At 61.7% G+C, this 14,216-nt stretch carries 17 protein-coding genes; 3 read left to right on the top strand and 14 right to left on the bottom strand.

Going from position 1 to position 14,216, the window contains the following annotated elements:
• Positions 1 to 78: 78 nt before the first annotated feature.
• From ACVMB0_RS22365 to ACVMB0_RS22300, 14 genes are all read right to left on the bottom strand, one after another.
• Positions 79 to 489: a TadE/TadG family type IV pilus assembly protein gene (locus ACVMB0_RS22365; RefSeq protein ID WP_461347696.1), complete on the bottom strand. Its 411-nt coding sequence runs from the start codon at positions 487 to 489 to the stop codon at positions 79 to 81.
• Positions 489 to 1,856: a pilus assembly protein TadG-related protein gene (locus ACVMB0_RS22360; RefSeq protein WP_456755542.1), complete on the bottom strand. Its 1,368-nt coding sequence runs from the start codon at positions 1,854 to 1,856 to the stop codon at positions 489 to 491. The genes ACVMB0_RS22365 and ACVMB0_RS22360 overlap by 1 nt, the downstream gene beginning before the upstream one ends.
• Positions 1,853 to 2,281 carry a hypothetical protein gene (locus ACVMB0_RS22355; protein WP_456755543.1) on the bottom strand — a complete coding sequence of 143 codons (429 nt, stop codon included), beginning with the start codon at positions 2,279 to 2,281 and terminating at the stop codon, positions 1,853 to 1,855. Before ACVMB0_RS22355 ends, ACVMB0_RS22360 begins: the two co-directional genes overlap by 4 nt.
• A 113-nt stretch (positions 2,282 to 2,394) precedes the next feature.
• Positions 2,395 to 3,039, bottom strand: a complete 645-nt coding sequence (locus tag ACVMB0_RS22350) for a methyltransferase family protein (RefSeq protein WP_456755544.1) — start codon at positions 3,037 to 3,039, stop codon at positions 2,395 to 2,397.
• 7 nt (positions 3,040 to 3,046) lie between these two features.
• Positions 3,047 to 3,943 carry a type II secretion system F family protein gene (locus tag ACVMB0_RS22345; RefSeq protein WP_456755545.1) on the bottom strand — a complete coding sequence of 299 codons (897 nt, stop codon included), beginning with the start codon at positions 3,941 to 3,943 and terminating at the stop codon, positions 3,047 to 3,049.
• Entirely contained in the window at positions 3,940 to 4,866 is a 927-nt protein-coding gene (locus ACVMB0_RS22340) for a type II secretion system F family protein (protein WP_456755546.1), read from the bottom strand. The genes ACVMB0_RS22345 and ACVMB0_RS22340 overlap by 4 nt, the downstream gene beginning before the upstream one ends.
• Complete coding sequence (locus tag ACVMB0_RS22335) at positions 4,866 to 6,311, bottom strand: CpaF family protein (RefSeq protein ID WP_461347695.1); 1,446 nt, start codon at positions 6,309 to 6,311, stop codon at positions 4,866 to 4,868. Before ACVMB0_RS22335 ends, ACVMB0_RS22340 begins: the two co-directional genes overlap by 1 nt.
• Positions 6,308 to 7,504 carry an AAA family ATPase gene (locus ACVMB0_RS22330; protein ID WP_461347694.1) on the bottom strand — a complete coding sequence of 399 codons (1,197 nt, stop codon included), beginning with the start codon at positions 7,502 to 7,504 and terminating at the stop codon, positions 6,308 to 6,310. Before ACVMB0_RS22330 ends, ACVMB0_RS22335 begins: the two co-directional genes overlap by 4 nt.
• An 11-nt stretch (positions 7,505 to 7,515) precedes the next feature.
• Entirely contained in the window at positions 7,516 to 8,478 is a 963-nt protein-coding gene (cpaB, locus tag ACVMB0_RS22325) for a Flp pilus assembly protein CpaB (protein ID WP_461347693.1), read from the bottom strand.
• 1 nt (position 8,479) lies between these two features.
• Positions 8,480 to 8,986, bottom strand: coding sequence for an A24 family peptidase (locus ACVMB0_RS22320; protein ID WP_461347692.1), 507 nt, complete (start codon positions 8,984 to 8,986; stop codon positions 8,480 to 8,482).
• Between the two features lie 55 nt (positions 8,987 to 9,041).
• Positions 9,042 to 9,257: a hypothetical protein gene (locus ACVMB0_RS22315; protein WP_456755550.1), complete on the bottom strand. Its 216-nt coding sequence runs from the start codon at positions 9,255 to 9,257 to the stop codon at positions 9,042 to 9,044.
• 124 nt (positions 9,258 to 9,381) lie between these two features.
• Positions 9,382 to 9,597, bottom strand: coding sequence for a hypothetical protein (locus ACVMB0_RS22310; protein ID WP_456755551.1), 216 nt, complete (start codon positions 9,595 to 9,597; stop codon positions 9,382 to 9,384).
• Between the two features lie 369 nt (positions 9,598 to 9,966).
• Complete coding sequence (locus tag ACVMB0_RS22305; RefSeq protein WP_461347691.1) at positions 9,967 to 10,533, bottom strand: hypothetical protein; 567 nt, start codon at positions 10,531 to 10,533, stop codon at positions 9,967 to 9,969.
• Positions 10,534 to 10,677: 144 nt separating this feature from the next.
• Positions 10,678 to 10,935, bottom strand: coding sequence for a hypothetical protein (locus tag ACVMB0_RS22300; RefSeq protein ID WP_461347690.1), 258 nt, complete (start codon positions 10,933 to 10,935; stop codon positions 10,678 to 10,680).
• A gap of 81 nt (positions 10,936 to 11,016) precedes the next feature.
• Here ACVMB0_RS22300 and ACVMB0_RS22295 point away from each other — a divergent pair, with 81 nt between their 5' ends.
• The 3 genes from ACVMB0_RS22295 to ACVMB0_RS22285 all read left to right on the top strand — a co-directional run bounded on the left by ACVMB0_RS22295 (position 11,017) and on the right by ACVMB0_RS22285 (position 14,124).
• Positions 11,017 to 11,553 (top strand): LabA-like NYN domain-containing protein, encoded by a 537-nt coding sequence (locus ACVMB0_RS22295; protein ID WP_456755554.1) that lies wholly within the window; start codon positions 11,017 to 11,019, stop codon positions 11,551 to 11,553.
• Between the two features lie 138 nt (positions 11,554 to 11,691).
• Positions 11,692 to 12,141 carry a hypothetical protein gene (locus ACVMB0_RS22290; protein WP_461347689.1) on the top strand — a complete coding sequence of 150 codons (450 nt, stop codon included), beginning with the start codon at positions 11,692 to 11,694 and terminating at the stop codon, positions 12,139 to 12,141.
• 369 nt (positions 12,142 to 12,510) lie between these two features.
• Positions 12,511 to 14,124 (top strand): TolC family outer membrane protein, encoded by a 1,614-nt coding sequence (locus ACVMB0_RS22285; protein WP_461347688.1) that lies wholly within the window; start codon positions 12,511 to 12,513, stop codon positions 14,122 to 14,124.
• Positions 14,125 to 14,216 lie beyond the last annotated feature (92 nt).

Below are 14,216 nucleotides of genomic sequence, written 5' to 3'. Positions count from 1 at the left end.
GCCCGACGGACTGAGGAGACCGTGCAGGCTGTCGGCTCCCAGTAACCCAACACAAGGCGCTCCTCGATTCGGGCCTTCTCAGAACGGAATCTTCGTGGAGACGCTGGGGGCATTCAGGGACGTACCCCAGATCGGCATGATCATCTTGAACGACGATTGAGACGCCGTCACCGTGATAACCGAAGCCCCCGTCGCCGAGCTCACCGTGGGCACGAGGCCATTGTTATACAGGAAGGGAGCGATCGTCTGCTTCTGCGTAGTGGTCAGCGGATCACTGGGACAGCTCGGCGTCGTCTTCGCCAATTCGGCGTTGACATAGCAGTCCGCGATCGTCGTTGCCCGTGCACTGGCACTCGCCAGCGCCCGCAACGACTGCATGGTGATCGCATAATTTGCGAAATCAAATATGACGAACATTGATGCAAACAGGAAAGTGGCGATGATACAAAACTCAAACGCCGCGACCCCGCGCTGATCGAGCTTTCTCATCATTGCACCATTCGGACGTACTTGCTTCGCGCCGTTACGCTTGCCGGACACCCCGAGTTGTCGAAGTTGGCGCTACCCGAAAGCGTGATGCCCTTTGCTATCACCTCGACGCAACTGGCGGTCTGGGAGGTGTTTCCCTGATAGGTAACGTCAGCATTGGGCAGATAAGTAATGCCATTGAAGTAGGTGGTGCTGCTGCCCGTTATGTTGACGTTGGTGCTCGACTCCGGGTCGTAGATGAGCAGGCCGGCCATCAATCCAACGACCGACGAAAGTGCGGGGGGCACTTGCGAAGTAGAAACGCTCGAAAGTGCATTGAGCTGGATCGTCGGATTGCCCGAGATGGTCAGCGACGCGCCCTGATCGCCGTTGTTCAGGAACTTCGGAGGCATCAATATCAAGGTAGTCGTACCACTTATCGTGACGCTACCGTTGATCCTGATGTTGCCCGTCAGGAAATAGACGCCACTCAGCGTCGCGCTCCCCGATGGCCAAGATGTGTTGTAGCAAGGTCCGGTGGTGCTGCTGTTTGTCGCACTGTACGATTTCAGCGACGAGCCGCATGAGCCGCCCGAGAAGCTGGCCTTCGTCAGCGCAGCGATCGCCGTGTCCAGCCCGCTCAACGGATTGGGCGCCGGCGGCGCATAGGTCACGACGTTCGAACATCGGCTGCCACTGGTTTGAGTGCAACTTCCCTGCGCGGACATCGACTTGACATTGCTTACGTCGGCGCTGTTGCCCGTAAAATTGATCGAGTCGGCATTAGGATTGTTCGAAGCCAACCCACAATTCGGGGATTTCACGGTCGGATTGCCTTGAAAGGCGAGAGGATCCGACAATGTCAATACACACGGGGTCCCAAGGTCGACCACCTGAGCTGTGCCCACCGCACCGACCGTGACGGTGGACAGGCCGAGCAATGCCGCCAGGTATGCCGGCTGTTGCTGCGTGACGACTGCCTGAACGAAATTCCCACTGACTCCGTTCCACGACGTCAGCTGGCTGATCGTGACGGTCTGGGAGACTCCACTCGGCATCGTGGTCGCACATCGCGATCCCGTATAGGACGTGTCGTTTGTGTTGCAGAAAGCGTTCTGTGCCGCGAACTGCTTGCCGCGGCTATCTACCGTGCCTGTCGTGTCGTTGCACGCCACGCCTGACGTAGCGGCGATATCGCATGCCAACTTCAGGGCCCCCGAATAGGCTCCGGCGTCAGCGGCGTTCTGTGCGTGATTCCGGGTGACGTACCACGAACCCGCCTCGGCCCCGAGCGCAACCGCTCCGATCAACGGCACCAGGGCGACCACGGTTGCGAACGCGGCTGATCCTCGACGGCAACGAAGCATGTTACGGACGGAATACCTCATTGGAACCGCTCCGAGTAATACATCGTGTAGGTACAGGAGCTGCTGCACAGCACCGAGCGCAATACCATCGGCGTCAAAGTCACACTCGTCGAATATGAATAATACTTGGGTATCGCCGTGTTGGTAGAAGAACAGACCGCACTTCCGCAATTGAGCTGAAAGTTCGAAATGGGATAATTGCTGTCAGCCTTGGCAAGCGCGGCAGATGTCCAGCTCGAGGCATTCGTCACATCAGGTGGCGGATCGTACTGGATCGATTGTCCGAAGGCGCGCAACGACTCCCACGCAGAGATCCATTTGAATCCCGCGAGCGCCATGTCGACCAGCGGCAGCAGCAAGCTTAACATCAGAAAGGCGTAGACGAACGGCATCTCCCACGCGACGGCACCGCGCTGGTCCGCGATCAGACCGCGTTTGCCTTTCACGAGGCCGTTTCGACAGAGCAAAGAACGCAGCACGTCGGCACCTTCAAGCTACAGCAAACCGATGCAATTCGTCGTCTTGCACTGTCCGCAAATAATCTCGCGGACGCTCCTCCTCACCACACATAGGGTATCAACCTCCAGCGCGCCGCTTCGTAACTCGCGTACTCCGGACAGTTGCGGCGCAGCAGATCTTCCTCGTAGTGAATCCGACAAACCTGGACGCCGATGTGCAGCACAAAGAGGCCCAACGTCAGCGGCGAGATGCTCTTGAGCACCACGCCGAATATGACGATTTCTTCCGCCAAATAGAGCGGATGCTTGATCCATCGATACGGGCCGGTCTGCACCACTGTCCGCGCTTGCGGTACCAGACTGAACGAGCGACCGAGATGTCTGATCGTGACGAGCATCATGGCCATCCCGGTCAAAACGCAAACGGTGGACGCAAGGTTTGGCAGCGCCTTGTCAGTTTCGCCAAAAAAACCGATCGTCCACGGCATATAGGTGCCAACGAATGCTGCCATCCTCGGCAGCAAACCATCCGCCTGGGCCTTCGCCGGCGGCCGGGTGATGATCAGCAACCCGAGCAGCACGTAGAAGCTCGCGAGGCAAAAGCTCGACAACAGCGAAGGCCATGGATCGGCAAACGATCCGACTCTGATCGCGACAAGGAGAGCCAACAGCATGAACCACATGCCGCCAAGCAACTGCATGGTCCGTTCATAAGGCGACTTGCTCGTGAGAGTGACGGTGCTCATCGGAGACCTACTTGAAAGCGCGAGCGAGATGCAAAAACGGGCTACCGCCCAGAATGACGAACATGGCGGGCAGCATGAACAGCACCATCGGAATAGTCAGCTTGGCGCCTAGCTTGTGCGCGCGCTCCTCCAGTTTGGTAATGCGCTCCCGGCGGAGGTCGACCGCGATCCCGCGCAACGCCTGCCCTAGCGGCGTTCCGTATTGCAGGCTCTGGCTGATGACCGTTCCAAAGCGACGCAAACCGTCAGACTTGGCGCCCAGCTTCTCGAATGCTTCGCTGCGGTTCGGCAATATGCGTAGGTCATCCAGCAGTCCGCGCAACACCTCAGCCATTTGCGGATTGGTTTCCTTCATCTCGTCTGCCACACGCTCAAGACCGCCCTCGAGGCCCATTCCCGCTTCGCTGCATACGACGAGCAGATCGATGGTATCCGGGGTTCCCAGCCGGATGGCTGCATCAAAGCGCCGCTTCAGAAACATGAGAATGAGGCGCGGCCCCATGATTCCGACCACCACTCCGACCAGCGTAAAGATCATCACGTCTGAGAGCGGCCTGCCCAGAGCCTGCGCTACAGAAAAGGCCGCGAGCGGAAACAAGAACATGCTGACGGCTTTGACACCGATCCAGATCGGCAAGGCCCGGTAAGGGTTGAAACCCGCCGCTAGGATAATGGTTCGGAGTTGCTCGAGATTCTCTTCTGCGTAGAAGCGCCTGTAGCGCGCGCCTATCGAGGAGAGCCAGCCCATCAGGTCCTGCGACGAGCTTGAGCGATCCGGAATGCCCAACACAGCGTTCGTTACACGTGCATCCAGCGCGCGAAGATGGACCTCGCGAATGATCAGAACCAACACTGCGGCCGCAGCTGCCGTTGCAAGCGCCGCCAAACCGAGACCTGCAGTCACAGCGCCGTCTCCCTTTTGATCATCCAGCGTATAACGAAATGCCCCGTGATAACCGAAAGGATCGCATAGCCCAGCAGCATGTTTCCTGTCGGATCGTAGAACAGCAGGTCGATCGATTGGGGATTGATCGCGTAGAGCAGTCCCCCCACGATGAGCGGTGAAAGCGACAATGCGCGCGAAGAGAAGATGACCTCACCGGCCAGAGCCTTCGCGCGCGCGGCCAGTGCAACCCGCTGGCTCACTGTCTCGGCCAGCGTTTGCAGCGTTTCCGCAAGGCTGCCTCCCGATCTCAGTTGAACCGCGAGCGTTACGGCAAACATCGCGTATTCAGGAACGAGCGTCCGTCGATAGATACCTTCGACAGCTTCTTCTGGAGGCCTCCCTAGATTCAGCTCGCTGCAGACCATCGCAAACTGACCGGATGTTGGTTGCGGCATCTCGCGTGCAATCGTCCGGAATGCCTCGTTGACCGGCAGGCCGGATCGGACCGTACTGGTTACCAACTGGATCGCGTCAGGAAGCTGGCGGAAAAGCTGGTTGATGAAGCGACTGCGCTGCCACCCGAACATGCCACGCACCACCAGGATAGCGGCGACAGCTGCGGCGATCGATAGCGTCGGCGCTGAAAGCCCCAGCAGTCGATTGGCATAGATGACGAGACAAGCGGCAACCACGCCGGCGAGCAATACGTAGGCCGGATGCCAGGCGTAGACGATTTCTGCGCGGTAATTCACAATCCGATAGAGCAGATCCCAGCGCGAGACTTTGGCGGCACGACGGATGGAGGGCAAGCTCGCAACGTCCGACGCCGGCAAAGCGATCTCGAGATGGCGGTCGATCCGCCGCTGTCGCGCATCGAGCCATAGCGTATTGGCCGTCGCACATAGCAGCAGCAGCAAAACGATGATCAGCGGCGTCGACATTAGATATGCCTCATCGCATCGGCCCAAGCCCGCTCGAGCCCGTAATAGACGAGGCGGCTCTTGAACTTGGGGACTGCGTTGGTGGACCGGTAGGTGCCCGTTATCCGTCCGTGCACATCCTCTTCCTTGTACTCGAACAGCGCGATGTCGTTGGTGGTGATTACCTCGCCCTCCAGGCCGATCACCTCGCTGACCTGCACGATGCGGCGTTGCCCGTCGCGCATGCGCTCGACCTGCACGATGATGTCGAGGGCCGCGACGATCTGGGCGCGGATCGCGCGCGACGGCAGATTGACCTGTCCCATCTGCACCATGTTTTCCACGCGCGTCAGCGCATCGCGCGCGCTGTTGGCGTGCACCGTCGAGATCGACCCGTCATGGCCGGTGTTCATGGCCTGCAGCATGTCGAATGCCTCGGCGCCGCGCACCTCGCCCACGACGATGCGGTCCGGACGCATACGCAGCGCGTTCCACAGCAGATCACGCTGCGTCACCTGCCCCGTGCCTTCGAGGCTCGGAGGCCGCGTCTCCAGGCTGATCACATGCGGCTGCTGGAGCTGCAATTCCGCAGCGTCCTCGATCGTGACGATGCGCTCGCTGTGGTCGATGAACTGGCTGAGGGCGTTGAGCAGCGTCGTCTTGCCCGAACCGGTTCCGCCCGAGACCAGAACGTTAAGCCGGCAACGGGAAGCGATTTCCAGCAGCTGCCCGATGGCAGCATTCATCGTACCGTTTTCGACCATCGCAGCAATGTTGTAGCGCCGGCTGGGAAACTTTCGGATCGAGATACAAGGGCTGTGGATCGCCAGCGGCGGCAGGATGATGTTGACACGGCTGCCGTCAGGCAGGCGGCAGTCCACCATCGGGCTGGATTCGTCGACACGCCGTCCGACCTGCGATGCGATCTTCTGGGCGACGGAAGCGATATGGTCGTTGTCACGAAACCGCACCGCGATTCGCTCGAGCTTGCCGGCCCGCTCGACATAGACGTTACTCGGCCCGTTGATCATGATGTCGTTGATCGTCTCATCGAGCAGCAGCGGGCGAAGCGGCCCGTAGCCGGTCATATCGTCGGCGATCTCTTCAGCCAGGAAGAGCTGCTCGCGGCCCGATAGCTCCAGCCGGTCCTGATTGGCGATGCCGTGGATGATCTCCTCGATCTGCCGCCGCAGCACGTCGCGCGGGACGGTCGTCGCCACCGACGGCTCGATCTGTTCGATGACCCGCTCGCGCAGCGAGGCTGACATCACCGGATGGTGGGTCGCAGGCTCGTCACGCCTCGGTGGCGGTGCAAACAGGCTCGGCGCCGATAATGCCACGCTGGTTTCCGCCGGCGGCAAGGGCGGCGGCGCCGGCCGCACGGTCGGCGCCGCGGCCGGCGCATCCGGCACAGCCGCGGGCATCCGCATTGGCATTTCGTCTGCGCGCCGTCCGAACTTTTTCATAGCCCGAGCCACCTCTTCCAGCCGGCTCTTTTCGTGCCGCCGACGCCGGTGATCTCCCGCACGATCGGGGCGAGGTGACGCCGCAGCTTGGACACGTGCTTGAGCGCGGGAACACCGAGGTTGACGGCCTGGGTCATGCCCTTGCCGAGATCCGGGATCACCATGTCGGGTTCGGCGCCCAGCGCCTTGACGATCGTCGCCCTCGGCAGGCCGCCGGCGCGATCGGCGCGATTGAGCAGGGTGAAGACGCGATCCTTGCCGGCGATGTTGGTGACGGCATTGCGCAGCGCGTGGGCGTTGCGCAGGCCGGTCACCTCGGCTTCCAGCAGGACCAGCACATGACGCGACATCTGGATGACCGGATAGATCGATGCCGGGAACGGCACCGGCACGTCGACCACGACGTAGTTGAAGCGTTGCCGAAGCAGGCCGATCACGTGGCGGACGCCGGCTTCGGTGATGTCGAGCTTGGCATCGAGGTCTTCGTCGCCGGAAATCAGGCAAACCCGATCGTTCACCTCGATTGCCGCGCGCTCCAGGAACAGCGTGTCGGCCCGCATCGGGTTTTCCAGCGCAATGCGCAGGCCCGGACCGGGGCGCACGCCCAGCATCACCGCGGTCTCGCCGCCCTGCAGATGCAGGTCGAGCAGCGCGACCTTGGCCTTGGTAGTCTCGGCCAGTTGCAGCGCGAGGTTGATCGCGACGCTGGTCGCGCCGGCGCCGCCCTGCGCACCGCAGATCGAGACCACATGCCCGCCGCGATCACGGTCACTGTGGGCGGTCGTGCTGTCGCCGAGCAGCTTCGGACGCAGTTGGTCCAGCACCATGTCGCGGGTGATCGGGGTCGGAAGGTACTCGGTAAGGCCGATCTCCATCAGCTCGCGATAGAAGGTGATCTCCCGGTTCTCGCCGATCAGGCACACCCGCACATCGGGCGGGCAGACGCTCGCCAGACGCTCCAGCTCAGTGAACGGATCGTCGATGCCGCTGATGTCGGTCACCAGCGCGGTCAGATCGGTGTCGGTCTCGAGCATGCGCGTCGCGTGACGGATGGTGCCGCGCCGGATCACCAGATTGCTGCCCTCGAGACCCTTGCGAAGGGCTGCAGCGCTCAGCTCGTCGTTGACGAAGCAGACAATGCGGTTACGCGCGACAACGGAAGTCGTCTCTTCGGGTTGGTCAACCACTGCCATGTTCACACTCATCAACGCTTCTCCGGTCCCTTGCCGATGTCACCGGCCGCAGCCGTCGTCTGCGCCTCGGCCCCGAATGCCCCGTCGCAATTCGCACGGGCGTCATCGTCGGCATCCTGCTTCCTGACCGAATATTGCTTGACCTCGTTGCCGGTATAGATCGCGATCGTCGTGCTCTGGCCGGCGACCGCACTCTGGCGCGCCAGCTCCGGCGACACGTCGCAGCTCGAGGTCGCCCCGGTGTCGGCCTTATCCCACTGCTCGGCGGCGGCGCGGACGACGAGCGAGAGCGTTCCAAGCTGCTTGGCGACGGCGACCTTCTTGACCTGGCTCGGCTTGAGCTCCAGCGAGACGGTCTGCGCCGTCTTGCCGGGGACGGCATTGGTGAGCGGGCGGCCGCCCTGCGCAATTTCCTGGTCGATCGCAATGACACGCACGTTCGACAGAACGGTTTCGCTGACGGCCCGCTTCATCGGATCGGCCTTCTCGAACACCTGGGTCAACACCACGTCGACATTGTCGCCTGGCCGGATCAGGCCCGAGACGCCGGTTTCTTCGTCGACCTTGATGCTGATGGCGCGGCTGTCGGGCGCCAGCACGCTGGCGAGGAAGCCACGATCCTTCGGACGCAGGATGTCCTCCAGGGTGATGGCGCTGCCGGTGTCGACGAACTTGCGAACCAGGGAGCCGGGAAGTCCTGCCTTGGTGTCAGGCGTTTCGAGGATCGCCCCGGCGGGCACGCGATTCGGCGCCGCCTGGCGGATCGCGAAGTCCTCGTCGCGCGCCAGCGTGCCCTTCGACAGCGGACGTGTCGCGACAAAGTAGCCAACCGTCGCCGGCGCAGCCGCCGGCTTTTCCGCAACCTGCGCAACGACCGGGTCTTTCGGCTGGTTCAGGTTGAACGCAATGATTCCGAGTGCCGTGGCTGCAAGCAACAGCACCATGATGATCGAGACTCGCAATGCGGATGACATATCAAAATCCCTTGCTCAAAATGGTCCAGATACCGCCGCATGCGATCGCGACCCCGTAAGGCAGCGGCGCATGTCGCAAATGCCGCCAGCGTTCGACCGCGTAGATCCGGCGCACCAGTGACGACCCAGCGGGTGCCAGCCGCGGAGTTGGCAGGCGGCGCATGATCAGATGCACGACGGCCAGACCGCCACCGGCCAATGCGGTCGCCGTCAGCAACTCGATCACACCGGTCAGCGGCAGACCGATCGCCAGGGCAACCAGCAACTTGACGTCGCCGCCGCCGATCGCTCCCCGCTGATAGATCACGAAGAGCAGCAGAAACAGAATTGCAGTGACGATCAGCGACTGGCCGATCTGCGTCGGGGTGGCCAATTGACCGGCGATCCCGAGAAGCGCCAGCGCCAGACAGATTTCGTTTCGAATCAACCGTGTCGCGATATCGATCGTTGCGACATACAACAACAACGCGATTTCCAGACACGAGGTCGTGGATGCAATCCAGTTCATCAAAATTTGCCTCAGACAAAGCGGGGCACTTTGCGGTGCCCCAATCTCTGGCTAATCAGGCTGAGACAGCAGTATTGATTGCAGTCGTGATCGCGCCGATTGCGGAGGTGAGTGCTGATCCGATGCCTCCGCCAGCAGTCGTGCCAAACGCTGCGGCCACTGCAGCTACGATACAAGCAGCAACGATCACATACTCGAACGACACGACCCCGGCCTCGTCCGTGCGCAAAACTCTCAAGACGTCTTTCACTTTAAAGTAATACGTCGACATTGGGCTTAATCCCTGTTCAGGCAATGAATGTCTTGAATGATTTCAGGGCGCCGTCGGCAGATGAAACCGCCGACGGCGTCTTGTCGTAAGACCAGCGCAGACTTGACTGATCGGCCAGAGGCAATCAGGCGGAGGTCGCGGTATTGACGGCTGCGGTGATCTTGCCGATCGCGGAGGTCAGAGCCGCTCCGATGCCACCGCCAGCGGTCGTACCGAACGCAGCGGCAACCGCGGCGACGATGCAGGCAGCGACGATCACGTACTCGAACGACACGACGCCGGCAGTGTCCGAACGGAGGCGCTTGAAGGCTTCGGTGGTCTGGATGTAGAGCTTCAACATAGGAAAATATCCCTTTACATGAAATTTACGCAATATGTTGGCAGGGCAAAATCCAAGGCCAACTAGGATTTTCTTATAATGCGTCGCGGGAAATCTGTCGATTGGTAATCCTTTATTAACCCTACCTGCGGCGCGGCTGGCGCCCTGTTCGGCCGCGGCAATCCGGGACCGTTCGCACAAAACCCCTTAAATTATAGGTGTTTTGGTATTTCGCGACATTTCAGCCTGCCCGCTCCGTGCGAATACGGTAATCGCGCGGGCCGAGCGCGATACCGACGACTCCGTCGCGAGGACGAGGTCGAGGATGCCAGCGTCACGATCCGGCTTCGCAAAGTTCCCGCCGGTTGTCCTTACAGGCATCGACCTTCTTCAATAGCACGTCCCGGAATCCCCTCCGAGCCGCCCGCAACTCTCCCCGTTGGATTGCCGCCACTGCGTGACCGCCAGCGGCACCTTGTTCGCGTCCGCCGCTGCGGCCGGCAGTCGGCTGTGCTCTTCGTCGAGCAGCTGCGAATGGAGCTTCTGGATCTGGATGTTTCGCTCGAGCAGGGAGATTGTTCTTGCCTGAACCTGCTCTGCCAGCGTCTTGCGCAGGGCGTTCTCCCGATCGAGCAAGTCGGGAAACGGCAACAGCGGCCGCACCGGTTCGGTTGCCTTGATCACGCAGGCCGCCCTCGCCACCGCCTGCGCAATCTGATCCGGAAAGCTGTTGCGACATTCCGCGAGTGCGCCGCTCAGATTGACCGTTTCCGCTGCTGTTGACGGCGTCTTTGTCGCCTCAGGCGGTGCCGGTGTCGTTGTCGCCGCCGGTGTCGGCTCGGCCGCCGCTGCTGCCGTCTCCGTTGTCGGGTCTGCTGCCGGTCCCGCATCCTTTTCGTTGGCCTGCCGCGCAGCGCCGCAACAGGACAGCAGGATGCAGAGCGAAAGGACGACCACGCATCTCGCGCGCTTCAACCAGGCCGCTCCCTCCTGATCGCTGATCTGACGGCAAACTAACCCGATCGACGTACCTCCTTCGGTCACGCCCGCAAGCAAGAATAAAGATGTCTGTGCATCAGGGGCGCAGAACCGTCCCCTCCTCTAGCGATAAAAATTCCAATCTTCGAAAAACCAAATCCGCAAAATCAAGTGATCGTCTGAAATATCGCCCGGCACCAAACGGCACGTCAGCTCGTTGATGGTAAATGCATTCCGGCTGCGCAGGCAATAGCAACCTTGCCTGGCGACGGGCGTCGGCGCGGCCGGATCAGCATGCGCTGGATGAGATACTCCTAACGCGCTGGCGGAACTTTCCGCTTCATCACCGCCGAGTCCTTGCTTTAGGATCAGGCATTTCAACAGGGGGCGCCGCCGTGCGCGCCCCAAGGAATTTCAAGAACCAAAGCGTACATCGACTGATCCGGCGTCATGGGGCTCGAGATGACCGATCGTATTGCACTCTTCATCGATGGTGCGAACCTGCACACCACGGTCAAGAACCTCGGCTTCGAAGTCGACTTCCGGCGCTTGCTCACCGAGTTCGGCAAGCACGGGCAAATCGTCCGCGCCTATTTCTACACGGTCGTGAGAGACGACGACGAGTTCAGCAGCCTTCGGCCGCTGGTGGATTGGCTCGACTACAATGGATATGCGGTCCGGCGAAAGTCGGCCAAGCAGCATGACGACGGCGACGGACGGCGGCGCATGAAGCGCAGCATCGGCATCGAGCTCGCGGTCGACGCACTGGAAATCGCGCCGCGCATCGACCAGGCATTCCTGTTCTCCGGCGACGGCGACCTGCGCGCCGTAGTCGAAGCTGTCCGGCGGATGGGCGTGCGCGTCACCGTCATTTCCAGCATTCGAACCAAGCCTCCGATGATCGCCGATGAGCTTCGCAGGCACGCCGACGCCTTCGTCGAACTCGAGAGCCTCAGGCAATCGATCGAGCGCCCGCCGCATCCGATTGCGCCGGAGTGACGACGTACACGCCTCCCGACCACCCGCCGGGCTCGCCTGCAAACAGGAGCGCGGTGCTGCTGTCCGTACATCACCGAGTTGCGCAGCGCGGTTCGAGACTTCACTATGATCCGAACGCAACTGCGGAGGGGAGAACCAATGTGGCGGTCGGTCGGCTGCCTGGTGTTGCTGCTGGCAACGACGAGCGCGGCGACAGCAGCTTCTTCCAGGTTCACCTGTGACACACCGCGGGGCAAGCGGGTCGAGCCCGGCGCCTCGGGCAACACCATTCAATGGATCGAGGACGATCTGGAGACGGTCCGGCCTGCCGTGGTGATCGATGGCGAAACTTTCACGGTCACCTGGGGAACGTCGGTCGCGGCGGAAGGCAAGCCAGCAAAGCTCACGACCTATGTCTTCGCCGCCGCCCATCGGACCGCGTCATCGATCTTCGCAACCCGGGTCGACGAGTCCACTGCCGAGATCTACCGGTTCTATTTTGGCAGCAAGTCGCTGTACAAGCTGACCAGCCGCCTGGAGGCCCCCACGTCCGACTCGAAGGCCACGCCCTTCGTTGCAGCCTACCTTGCGAGTTGTCGGGAGCAGTAGGCGATGACCGGCCGTTATTAAGGCAGGCTTAACCGATCTTCCCTGTTCTGGTCGCCAGTGTTGCCGGTCGGCACGCCTCCGACTTGCAGCCGAAATTGCCGCCAAACCATTGGATTTTAATAAAGATATCTGGATTCGCGCGCGCCCCATCCGCAGCGATGACGATCCCACTTAGAGCCATTGTGTGGCTGAAATGTCATAGGTTGCGGAACCATCCGCTGTTAGCCTTCCGCAGATTCTTACGTAATATTTTTGTGAGTAGGGGCGGAAATTATGAGATCGGCATACACGGTAATTGCGTGCCTCTGCCTGGCGGCAACGTCAGCGCGTGCCGAGGTCTTTTCCATTAACGATGCCTTGCGCCAGGCCATGTTGACCAACCCGGGCGTGGGCGAGGCTTCCGCGAACCGGCGTGCGACCGAAAGCGAGCTGAGACAAACCCAGAGCACGCTGCTGCCGCAGGTGCGCGTCGACGCCAGCTACGGTCCGGAGAAATTCGATCAGCCGCCCGGCGTCATCAACACCGTGCAGACGCCGACCGTGGGTTCAGGCCCGTGGCGCAATGGCAGCCAGGAATCGGTGGTCGTGCGCCAGCTGCTGTGGGACGGCTTTTCGTCGATCTATGACGTCTGGCGCCAGACCGCGCGCGTCAATGCGGCGGCCTCGCGCGTCAAGGAACGAACCGAGCTGCTCGCCCTCGACGCCGCCGAAGGCTACATGGACGTCGTGCGCTACATCCGCCTGGTGAGCCTCGCCCAGCAGAACGTCGCCAATCACGAGAAGATCTTTGCAAACGTGAACTCCCGCTTCTCCGGCGGCCGGGCCGGCGAAGGCGACCTCGAGCAGGCGCGGGAACGCGTCGAGGCCGCCCGTGCGGCGCTCGCGGAATTCCAGCGCAGCCTCGATGACGCGCGGGCGAAGTACCGCAAGGTCGTCGGGCTCGAGCCGATCAACGTCCGCTTCCCCGCCCCTCTCGGTGGATTGCCGAGCAGCCGCGACGAAGCGCTGGCGACTACGCTGCGCTTCAATTCGACGATCGCCGCGGCCCAGTCCGACGCCGACGCCGCCAAGCATGCGTTCAAGGCGACCGACGGAACGTTCGGCCCGAAATTCTACCTCGAGGGCCGCGCCACCCACTACGACAATTCATTCCCATACGTGACGGCGCCGGGAAGCCCTGCCGTGACCCATGAGGATTACAGCGGCAAGGTGGTGATGTCGTGGGACATCTTCCGCGGCGGCCAGGATGCCTGGAACAGGTCGGAGAAAGCCGAGCGCTATACCGAAGCCACCATGCGCCACGCGCGCTTGCAGCGCGACGCCTATGAGTCGATCGACAAGGCGTGGAATGCCCGTACGATTACGGCCACGCGCATTTCGGCTCTGACCCGTCAGCTGGAAGCGGACCGCAAGACCATCGCGGCATTCCAGAAGGAATACGAGCTCGGCCAGCGCTCCCTGATCGATCTGCTCAACGCACAGAACCAGTTCTTCAACGCGTCGGTCTCGCTCACCTCGGCCCGCAGCGTGGTCGTTTTCGCCGACTACCAGCTGCTGGCCGCGATGGGCACCTTGATCGAGTATCTGAAGGCCCCGCCGCCGGTCGATGCGGCACCGACCGACATGCTGTCGATTGGCCTGCCGCGCTACTCGTTCCCCACCCTGCGCGTGAACCTGCCGCAGACCGGCTCGGAGCCGCTGCAGGTCGCCGTTCCGGCCCCCACTGCCGCTGCCCGCCCCGCCAAGGGCTACAAGGGCTATGCCGCAGCTCAGCCGAAGGATACCGGCTTTGCGGACCGCTTCACCGGTTCGACGACGACGGCTTCGGTGCCTGGATCCGCGGAATGGATGCAACAGCAGAAGAATGCCGCTGACGGTCCGAACGTCATTTACGCCGACCCGTCGGTCACGGCGAATGCCAGCTCCTATGCGTCCACCAGGCCGCACTGGCTGCTGTCGGCCTTCCCGAGTTCCGCGCAATAGCCGCCACCTGGCCAAAACCAGGGCTAAGATCAGGACCATGACTTCCGAAAGGGCCCCAAACGGGGCCCTTTCGATTCCCGTATTAATACTTA

The organism is Bradyrhizobium sp. USDA 4451 (assembly GCF_054822585.1).
This window is presented reverse-complemented; position numbering and strand designations above follow the sequence as displayed.

Bases quoted from the DNA above. Each gene is read 5' to 3' on its own strand.
- cpaB (WP_461347693.1), bottom strand. From the start codon at position 8,478: ATGTCATCCGCATTGCGAGTCTCGATCATCATGGTGCTGTTGCTTGCA.
- ACVMB0_RS22340 (WP_456755546.1), bottom strand. From the start codon at position 4,866: ATGTCGACGCCGCTGATCATCGTTTTGCTGCTGCTGCTATGTGCGACG.
- ACVMB0_RS22360 (WP_456755542.1), bottom strand. From the start codon at position 1,856: ATGAGGTATTCCGTCCGTAACATGCTTCGTTGCCGTCGAGGATCAGCC.
- ACVMB0_RS22330 (WP_461347694.1), bottom strand. From the start codon at position 7,504: ATGGCAGTGGTTGACCAACCCGAAGAGACGACTTCCGTTGTCGCGCGT.
- ACVMB0_RS22335 (WP_461347695.1), bottom strand. From the start codon at position 6,311: ATGAAAAAGTTCGGACGGCGCGCAGACGAAATGCCAATGCGGATGCCC.
- ACVMB0_RS22310 (WP_456755551.1), bottom strand. From the start codon at position 9,597: ATGTTGAAGCTCTACATCCAGACCACCGAAGCCTTCAAGCGCCTCCGT.
- ACVMB0_RS22290 (WP_461347689.1), top strand. From the start codon at position 11,692: ATGTGGCGGTCGGTCGGCTGCCTGGTGTTGCTGCTGGCAACGACGAGC.
- ACVMB0_RS22285 (WP_461347688.1), top strand. From the start codon at position 12,511: ATGTTGACCAACCCGGGCGTGGGCGAGGCTTCCGCGAACCGGCGTGCG.
- ACVMB0_RS22320 (WP_461347692.1), bottom strand. From the start codon at position 8,986: ATGAACTGGATTGCATCCACGACCTCGTGTCTGGAAATCGCGTTGTTG.
- ACVMB0_RS22350 (WP_456755544.1), bottom strand. From the start codon at position 3,039: ATGAGCACCGTCACTCTCACGAGCAAGTCGCCTTATGAACGGACCATG.
- ACVMB0_RS22365 (WP_461347696.1), bottom strand. From the start codon at position 489: ATGAGAAAGCTCGATCAGCGCGGGGTCGCGGCGTTTGAGTTTTGTATC.
- ACVMB0_RS22295 (WP_456755554.1), top strand. From the start codon at position 11,017: ATGACCGATCGTATTGCACTCTTCATCGATGGTGCGAACCTGCACACC.
- ACVMB0_RS22315 (WP_456755550.1), bottom strand. From the start codon at position 9,257: ATGTCGACGTATTACTTTAAAGTGAAAGACGTCTTGAGAGTTTTGCGC.